This is a genomic window from Nostoc sp. UHCC 0251 (genome assembly GCF_034932245.1).
GTDB lineage: Bacteria > Cyanobacteriota > Cyanobacteriia > Cyanobacteriales > Nostocaceae > Nostoc.
The window spans coordinates 3910-13100 of sequence record NZ_JAYGHD010000109.1; the positions used below are offsets into that span (position 1 = coordinate 3910).

At 40.7% G+C, this 9191-nt stretch carries 5 protein-coding genes; 2 read left to right on the plus strand and 3 right to left on the minus strand.

The genetic code is table 11. The features are described 5' to 3' along the window. The 3 genes from VB740_RS13795 to VB740_RS13805 all read right to left on the minus strand — a co-directional run. Nucleotides 1-418, minus strand: a 418-nt coding sequence (locus VB740_RS13795) for a calcium-binding protein (protein ID WP_323200558.1), incomplete at its 3' end; no start/stop codon positions are given. A gap of 1356 nt (nucleotides 419-1774) precedes the next feature. Further along, complete coding sequence (locus tag VB740_RS13800; protein WP_323200559.1) at nucleotides 1775-2638, minus strand: calcium-binding protein; 864 nt, start codon at nucleotides 2636-2638, stop codon at nucleotides 1775-1777. 792 nt (nucleotides 2639-3430) lie between these two features. Then, complete coding sequence (locus VB740_RS13805; protein WP_323200560.1) at nucleotides 3431-6562, minus strand: MFS transporter; 3132 nt, start codon at nucleotides 6560-6562, stop codon at nucleotides 3431-3433. A 557-nt stretch (nucleotides 6563-7119) separates the two neighbouring features. On the opposite strand from VB740_RS13805, the gene VB740_RS13810 reads away from it, so the two are divergent. Then, nucleotides 7120-8400 (plus strand): general stress protein, encoded by a 1281-nt coding sequence (locus VB740_RS13810; RefSeq protein WP_323200561.1) that lies wholly within the window; start codon nucleotides 7120-7122, stop codon nucleotides 8398-8400. Nucleotides 8401-8549: 149 nt separating this feature from the next. Then, nucleotides 8550-9008, plus strand: a complete 459-nt coding sequence (locus tag VB740_RS13815; RefSeq protein ID WP_323200562.1) for a BON domain-containing protein — start codon at nucleotides 8550-8552, stop codon at nucleotides 9006-9008. Nucleotides 9009-9191: the final 183 nt, after the last annotated feature.

A 9191-nucleotide genomic window follows, 5' to 3' on the forward strand; every position in this document is an offset into this window, starting at 1 on the left:
AAACTGAGCTGAACTTGAAAACATCGTTACCTGATCCTCCCCTGAGAATATCAGTTCCACTACCACCGCTAAGGGTATCGTTGCCAGCATCGCCAATGAGGCGATCGTTGCCGCCACCACCGCTAATGACATCATTACCATTACCGCCAAAAAGGGTATCATTGGCGCCACCACCGTTAATAACATCATTGCCATTACCGCCAATGATCCTATCCCTGCCATTACCGGCGTTAATGACATCGTTGCCACCACCACCATTAATGGTATCGTTGCCACTACCACCTACAAGGACATCGCTACCATTAGTGCCGTTAATGACTCTGTTACCACTACCGCCGGTTTGGATAGAGTTGTTAGGAAGATTGACGGTAAGGTTGCCGGGAATAAGGTTAGAGAGAGAGAGAGCGAGGGGTTCCATAAATGCGCTTTTCCTGAATTTAGAGGGTAAAATAATTACCTCGTGACTTCACCATCAGAAAACGGTGTTTCTGATTAAGAGTATGAATTTCCTTTACCCCAAAGGCGCAAAGGAACCAGCTTCAAACATTAAATTTTTTGATTTCACACTTTTATTCAGCAATGCCGAGAAAACAAGGCAAAGAAATAACGAGTGGGAAGTTCCTAACTGAACCACACCTCATTGGAATAGGTCTTTGCTGTTAACTCGGAAGATTTGAAAATATTAAAGAAGCACTGGATGTATTGATGATGTTGACATCAAAATTGTGCTAAAATTGATCTTATATCCTTAGTACCTGATGTCTTTACTGTTTTTAGTAGTAGACTGCTAGGAAACAAGCAGATTTCCTCCTACGGAATTGCATAGGTTTTAGAAGGTTATGATTCTATTCAGAACCATAAGACTATGATATTATCCTCAAGCGTACTTTTTTCTATCTATAAGAAAGAGTAATTACCTTCTTATTTTTCTCTCGCCAGAATAAAATTTGAAACCTTTGTTTAGATAGGATTAGTTTTGTATATTGAGATTTGTTCGGTTTTTGCTATAGTTATGTATAAGTAATTAATTACCAATAATACTAATTCTGTATGAAGATGCGCTAAACCATATTTAAGTACAAGAAAAAAAAGACAAACGAACCCCAAAGAACGCAAAGGACACAAAGAAAGAAGTTAAAAGGGTTTGGCGCAGCCTCACAAAGAAATGGTATAACTTAAAAGTCTTGTTAGCCAGTACAATCGCTACACCATTGCGTTACAACTTGACTTCTCAAATTCTCTGATATCTTTCTTGTCTACTCCGTAGCATCATTGTAACTTTTGCAATTTTGTTACCTAACTTTATTGTGCATACACGGTGCAATTAAGCTTTAGTAAGTATTAATAATTCTCTATTTTTTAGATTTGCTTCTGATAATAATTAAGGAAATTAACAATCTTAATCTTGAGCGTGAACTCAATATGAGCTAATTTTTAGGTTAAATATAGCAAATCCGATTTGATTTTGAGACATTATTAGCGTGGTGCGCGTTGGCGTTCGCGTCTCTGAAAGAGAAGCCTCTCGTAGAGAAGCGCGATAGGAAAGCAACATTCAATAAGCCTCTTTTCTTAGTGTTTAACTGTGCTTGATTACAGGAATACTATTCTTGATAAATTAAAGACGAGTGGATTTTGTCAATAAGTCTAAATACAGAAATCAATTTGCATAATAATCATTATAAAAAGAAGAGGCAAGTTAAGCTTACCTCTTCCCGCTACTGTTAAATTATTAGAATTCTGCCTTATGCCTTATATTCAAGACAGGTCTATTAAATTAAAGGATAATGTCGCTTGCCACTAATTGTGGTGCTCCTACAAGCTGAACCTCAAAGTTAGCCGATAGATTCCCATCAGTATTGGCTTGGAGAATACCTCCTGAATAACGAACCTGACCGGCTGCGGAAAATGCGCGAGATCCAATGAAAGTAAAGGCTTGGTTGCCTCCTATAGTGGAGTTGGCGTCGATGGTAGATAGATCGATTCGGTCACCTGGCAAGTTACCGTTTCCAAAAAAGTCAACGATAACATCTCGTGAAGAACCAGGACGACTATCTGAAACTGAGCTGAACTTGAAAACATCGTTACCTGATCCTCCCCTGAGAATATCAGTCCCACTACCACCGCTAAGGGTATCGTTGCCACTATCGCCAGCGAGGCGATCGTTGCCGCTACCACCGAGAAGGATATCGTTGCCACTACCACCAAGAAGGGTATCGTTGTTATTACCGCCAATTAGGCTATCGTTGCCATTGCCGCCAAGAAGGCGATCGTTGCCATCACCACCGCTAAGGGTATCGTTGCCATCATCACCGCTAAGAACATCGTTGCCACCACCACTGCTAAGAACATCGTTGCCAGTGCCGCCAATGAGACTATCTCTACCACCAGCAGTGGTAAGAACATCGTTGCCAGCGCCGCCAATAAGGGTATTGTTGCCACCACCACCGTTCAGGACATCGTTACCACCACCGCCATTGATGCGATCGTTGCCACTACCACCGAGAAGGACATCGTTGCCACTAGTGCCGTTAATGTTATTGTTACCACCATTGTTACCACTACCGCCGATTTGGATAGTGTTGCTGCTGCTGCTATCAAGACTGCCAATAATGTCATCGAGATCGAGAATGGTATCCATAAATGCGCTTCTCCTGAATTTAGAGGGTAAAAAATTACCTCGTTACTTCACCATCAGAAAACGGTGTTGCTAATTAAGAGCATGAATTTGCTTTCCCACAAAGGCACAAAAAAACATGTTCAAAAACTTAACGTCTGAATTTCACACTTTTATTCAGCAATTCCGAAAAAACAAGGTGGAGAAATAACGGGTGGGAACAATAACTGAACTATACCTGATTGGAACAGGTCTTTCTATTGGGTCTAAAGATTAGAAAAGCACCGCATATATCGATGATTTTGGCATAAAAATTTTGCCAATAGTCATTTCTATATCTTTGTGCCTTATGTATTCATTAGTTACAGTACTAGGCTGCTAGGGAACAAGCAAATTTTCTAGTACAGAATTGGATAGCTTTTCCGATGTTTTTACTGTATTCACAATCACAAGATTATGATATTACATCAAGGCTATTTTTTTCTATCTATAAGAAATAATAATTAGTCATCATTTATTCCTTTCGCTATAAAAATATCTGAAACCTTTGCTCAGATAGGGTTTTTTAATCTATCTCGAAATAATAAGGTCATGATAGTACCCTGATACTAGTTTATTTCAAGTAAGTAGTTGAGAATATTTATAACTATATTACTGCTAATATAATTAACGAAAGTGAAGGAATTGCAAGGGTTTACAAGCTTTTATTTTTAGTTGCATAGTTAGGTTTATTTGTACCTATCTGCTTATTTATAAAAAAAAGTGGTAATGAATACCACTTTTTTTATTCTCAAAATCCCTGATGAGGGCAATATTTTACCGAGGTAAAGGTAAGCCTGCAACGGCCACTGCACCAGCGATCGCACTGGCACCAAGGGAAGTCAATGCTGTCCAAAATAACCACCATGCAGCATTCGCAACGGTTTTTTTGGTCTCTTGAGCTTGCTTTTTAGTTTGCTCTTGAATCGCTTTTAGGCGTTTTTGTGTTTCTTGTTGGATGCGCTCGGCTCGTTGTAGTACGCTATCCCGCGCCGCTTCTATTTGGTCGATAATCCGGTTAGCATCCTCTTGAGAAATATCCTCACGAGAACTCAATACAGCAACTAGGGTATCCCGATCAAATTGACTGAGGCGATCGCGCAATGCTTCAAATCCGGCTTGCGGATCGTCGAAGACTTTTGCAAAGTCTTGCTTAATCCCTTCATAGCTGAGTTCGGAACGATCCAGCGAGTTGAGATAGTTGCGAACTCTAGCAAAGACTCCATCAAGTACAGATTGCACCCTTTGCTGAATTTGCTGGAATTGTTCCACAATCGAACTGCGAACAGACTCAATTTGATCCACAATCCGGTTGGCTTCCTCTTCTGAGATATCCTCCCGTTGGGATAATAGCGCCACAATTGTCGAACGGTCAAATTTGGAGGCGCGATCGCTCAAACTCCCAATTCCAGCGCGAGGGGAAGACAGCAGCAATTGCAAATCGCGTTTAATTGCTTCTGGGTTGAGTTCTTCTTTGTGAGTATTCCGTAGATAATCTTCAAGATTAGCTTCAAAATCTAGAGCTACTTGAGTGGTACGCTTGGCCAAGCGTCGTGGCGCTCTCACAATACTAGCGATCGCATCTTGTACCTGATCAATGATCTGATTAACCTGTTCTTGGCTTAAGTCTCCTCGCTGACTCACCAGTTTAACCAAGGTTTCTCGATCAAAGTGAGATAAGCGATCGCGCAGTGCTAAAGCTCCGGCTTGAGGATCATCGAGTAATTTTTCTAAATCGCTCCTGATCCCTTCTGGATTAAGTTCTTCCAAGTTGGTATTGCGGAGGTATTCGGCGATCGCTTTTGAAGTTTTTTCGTACTGTTCTTTCGCCTGCTGCGGTACTTGCAAAATACTATCTCGGACTGCTTCAATCTGATCGAGAGTTTGGTTTATCTGTTCTTCGCTCAAATCTTGACGCTGACTGAGCAATTGTACTAGTGTATCCCGGTCAAATTGCGATAAGCGCGAAGTCAAAAGGCTAATTCCAGCTTGTGGATCGTCTAGTAAAATTCTAAACTCCCGTTTGATGCTTTCGGGATTAAGTTCATCTTTGTTAGTATTTCGCAGATAATCTTCAACTCTTTGGCGCAGTTCATCGGCTTTTGCTTTTGCTTGTTCTTGCAGTTCTCTTGCACGATTCAAGAAATTATCGCGGCTGCGTTCGAGTTGACTAACAATATTATTAGCTTCCTCTTGGCTGATATCTTGACGCTGTTGGAGCAATTGTACATAAGTATCGCGGTCAAATTGCCCGAAGCGATTACTTAAATCTTCAAACCCAGCTTCTGGATCTTCCAGCAATTTAGCAAAGTCACGTTCAATACCTTCAGGATTAAGTTCTTCTTTCCCGGTAGAACGCAGATAATCTTCAATGCGGCTGCGGAAATCTTGTCCTTTTTCTCGCGCTTGCGCCTGTTTTACAGTTTCTAAAACTTCCAGGCGATCGCTTTCCATTTGTTCGGCAATTTCTTTCACCCTGGCTTCGCTGAGATCATCGCGCTGCTTCAGCAAGTTGGTGAAAAATTCTTGATTGATTTCTTCCAACTCCCGTCTCACAGTTGTTGGATCGGCATTAACGTCATAGATGAGTTCTTTAAATTCATCTCTTAGGGTAATGCGGTTAAAATGCCAAGGAAAGGAATTCAATATGTAGTCTTCTACATCTGCTTTAATCGTATTTTCGAGCGATATCGGCAATTTTGCAGATACTTGCTCAGATGCTTCATCTCTAAACTTTTGCAGTTGTTCTGTGATTTGATCAACATCTACATCTTGAACTTTCTCTTTCAGCTTTTGCAACTGAGTTGTAATTTTGTTTACATCTATATTGGAAAGGTTGACCCGATCCAGTACTGCTGGTACAGCAGCGCTCAAGCCATATCGCATAGCTTGCTTCATTACACCATTGCTTTGCTTGCCGTTCCCGCCTCCGACTGTAACCAGTTCTTGAAGCCGTTCACCTAATTGCTCAGAATTCAGTTCTTCAGGAGTAGCAGACTTGAGCAAATTAATTACTTGCTCTGTTGGATTTTTGCGATTTAAAGCTTGTTGCCAAGCACCTTGAAATTGGTCGGCAATGCCATTGATTTCTTCTTTAGATAAATCTGTGCGACTGCTAATTAAATCAACAAATGTTTGACGATTAATATTTTGCAGTAGGTCAGTATTAGCAACAGATTGTAAATCTGTATCTTTAAGAAGCTGGTCAAATTGGTTACGAATTTCTGTGATATCCAGCTTTGGTAATTGCAGAGAACCTAAAGAACTTTGGAGTGTATTTCTAATATTTTCAGGATTAAAGCCTGAAGTTAATTCTCGTCGGACTGCGGCTGTAATATCTTCGGCGGTAGAAACTAACTGTTGTTTCGCAGCATTAGCACCGATCCCAGCAGTTGCAGTTCCCATCAGACTTTGAAAACCAGAAGTGACAGTATTAGCAATAGAACCAATAAAAGAGCCTACTGCTGATGAACCCAACCAAATTACCAGTGAGAAATAGGTAGCCCAGATGACTACACCGATAATTGCACCTAGAGATGCACTTTCGATTAAGCTAAGTTTTACCGCTAGGAAACAAGCAATAAATAAGGCGATACTAACGGTTAGCAACGCCCAAGCCCCAATTTTGGTCTGAACTGAACGAATTTTACTACCCAAACTTTCTGAATCATCATCAGAATCTGAGTCAATTTCCCAAGACGAAATTCCTACAGCGACTGAAAAATTAGTAAATAATAATTGGAAGGCAAATGCCATTAAGACTCCAGCCAGCAATGCTACCAAGAATTTCGGCCCAGAAAAAAGAACTGATGCTTCTTCTGGAGTTAGTACTTCCTGAGTTAAACTTATTGGCGCTAATCCAAAAGATAGCCAGTTCCATCCCCAAATACTTAAAACACCTTGAAACATAAGTATTTTCTCACTTGCAATTACATTAAATAACCATTAATAGAATGGCTTATTTCTCAATCTAGTTCCTAATTATATGAACTGACACTTTCTTAGGTAAGAAGTTTGTTTGCCAAAAGTCATACTTTACAATAAACAAACATTCTTATTAATTTTTAACTAAAAAATAAGGCGAAGTTTGGTGATTCTCTGTCAATCTAGTTGATAAAGTTAAATAATTTAGTATTAATAACATTTTGCCCTAAAATTTGTAACTGATACATAGCTATATGTTTTTAATAAATATTTCATCTAAGGAAGAGTATAGCTAACATAAATTTCACTAATTTTAAAAGAAAATATTTTAATAAAAAAGAGTGAACATCGAATTTTTATAAAGCATAGTTTGATTAGCAATTAAGTTTGTTTGCTATCTTAAGATAAAGATGTATATGTCTAATGATAGAGATAAAAATTATTCCAAGCGATTGATGAAATGTAAACATAAACATGTATTAATAAAGTCATTAGGAACTATAAATTAGTGAATAATTGATTTTTGCTGAGGAGAAAGAATAATGGTAGTAGGTGTACATAAACGTGCTGTAGGTGTATTTTCTCATCGTCGAGATGTTGAACATGCCCTACATGAATTGAAAAAAGTTGGCTTTGACATGAACAGAGTCTCTGTCATTACTCAGGATGGAGACAAAGATAATATATCTGGGGCTGAAGTACGCGATCGCGTTGGTGATAAATCTGACGAAGGCGCTAAAGTCGGAGCAGCTACAGGCGGCGCTTTGGGTGGATTGACTGGCTTATTGGTTGGTCTTGGTACTTTGGCAATTCCTGGAATTGGGCCAATCATGCTGGCTGGAGCCGCAGCCACAACCTTAGCTACTACTCTCGCTGGAGCTGGTATTGGTGCAGTAGCTGGAAGTTTACTTGGTGCATTAATTGGTTTAGGAATTCCCGAAGAACGAGCCAGAGTTTACGATGAGCGTGTAAGACGAGGACACTATCTAGTCATCATAGATGGCACAGATACAGAAATTGCTAGAGCAGAAGCAATCTTACATCAGGGTGGTGTCGAAGAGTTTGGCATCTATGATAACCCAGATGCTAGAAATGCATCTGCTGGTTATGTCGCTCCAACTTCTAATGTGGCTCATAGTAATGTTGCTAGACGAGCGATTGGAGTCTTTTCTCATCGCCGAGATGCAGAAGCAGCAATTACAGAATTACGAGATGCAGGTTTTCCCTTAAGTAGAATTTCCATCATCGCCAAAGATACAAACGGTCATGGGATCGCTGGTGTAGATGTAGATAAAAATGTTGGGACAGGAAATAAAGCAGACGAAGGTGCAAAGGCTGGAGCAGCTACAGGCGGTGTTCTAGGCGGCTTGACTGGTTTATTAGTTGGTCTGGGAACTCTAGCGATTCCTGGAGTTGGGCCTGTGATTGCAGGTGGTGCAACAGCAACTGCTTTGGCATCAACACTAGCTGGCGGTGCGATCGGTGCAGCGGCTGGCGGTATAGTTGGCGGACTGGTTGGTTTAGGAATTCCCGAAGACAAGGCGCGAGTATATAGCGATCGCTTCCAAAGAGGCGACTACTTGGTAATTATCGATGGCACGGAAGCTGAAATCCACCAAGCTGAAGCAATTCTCAACCGTCGCGGTATTGAAGAATTTGCTATCTATGATGCCACTGATTTAGGTGAACATCGCCCAGGTTTCGACCGAGGAACGCATCACAATACAGGAGTTGTTAATAGCGATCGCACCAATTACTCAACAGGCATTCATGGAGACGATCCTGCTGTAGTCATTGTTGACCGTCGTGATGAAACACTCTAACCCAAGGTAGTTGTCACTCACCTAATTCCGCTAAATTACAGGAGCAAGAAAATAAAAACTTTGCTCCTCACTTAGAAACTTGCTCCTCATTTCTGCCGTGAACATCAACGAACTCTACAAGTTTCTCTTTCCGATTCCGAATTAAACATATGCAAAAGCTAACTCCCTTCTTAATTAGTTGCCTTCTAGTCTTTGGTGTTGCGGCTTGTGATAACACTTCTAAAACAACTGTGTCTGCACCCGCTCCTGACGAAGCTCCACAAGCACCAACTGCACAAACAACACAAGCGGCTCAACAAGACGCTCAAAGTGAAGTTCGCAGAAGACAACTTGATGCTGATATTCGCGCCCGCGAACAGCGCAATAATGTAACTGGTGGCGATACACAAAGAGCTACAGCTGATCTAGCAAGTGAAGTTCGCTCTAAGTTGGAGGCAAACATACCCAAGGGCCGATTAACAGTTAAGGCAGCAGAAAATGGAACTGTGACTGTCGCCGGAACTGTAAATAATCAAGAGGAATTGGCTAAAATTGAACCTTTAGCTAAGGAAATTAAAGGTGTTAAAGCTGTAGTTGTTACAGCAATTGTTGCTCCACCAACAAACTGAGGCAGCTAACAATAAATCCAAGTGAGTAGGTAGGCATAAATAAATTTATATGCCTCTGCTCAGTATAAGTGGTCAGTTGGTCAGTTATATAGGAATCAGCTTTGAATTTTGAACTTATTTGTGTGGACAGGCAATAGGCAAGAAGGCTTTTTGATCTGTACGGAGTTTTTTCACGCAATCAAA

Coding starts and splice junctions, on each gene's coding strand:
- VB740_RS13800 (WP_323200559.1), bottom strand. CDS start 2,638: ATGGATACCATTCTCGATCTCGATGACATTATTGGCAGTCTTGATAGC.
- VB740_RS13805 (WP_323200560.1), bottom strand. CDS start 6,562: ATGTTTCAAGGTGTTTTAAGTATTTGGGGATGGAACTGGCTATCTTTT.
- VB740_RS13810 (WP_323200561.1), top strand. CDS start 7,120: ATGGTAGTAGGTGTACATAAACGTGCTGTAGGTGTATTTTCTCATCGT.
- VB740_RS13815 (WP_323200562.1), top strand. CDS start 8,550: ATGCAAAAGCTAACTCCCTTCTTAATTAGTTGCCTTCTAGTCTTTGGT.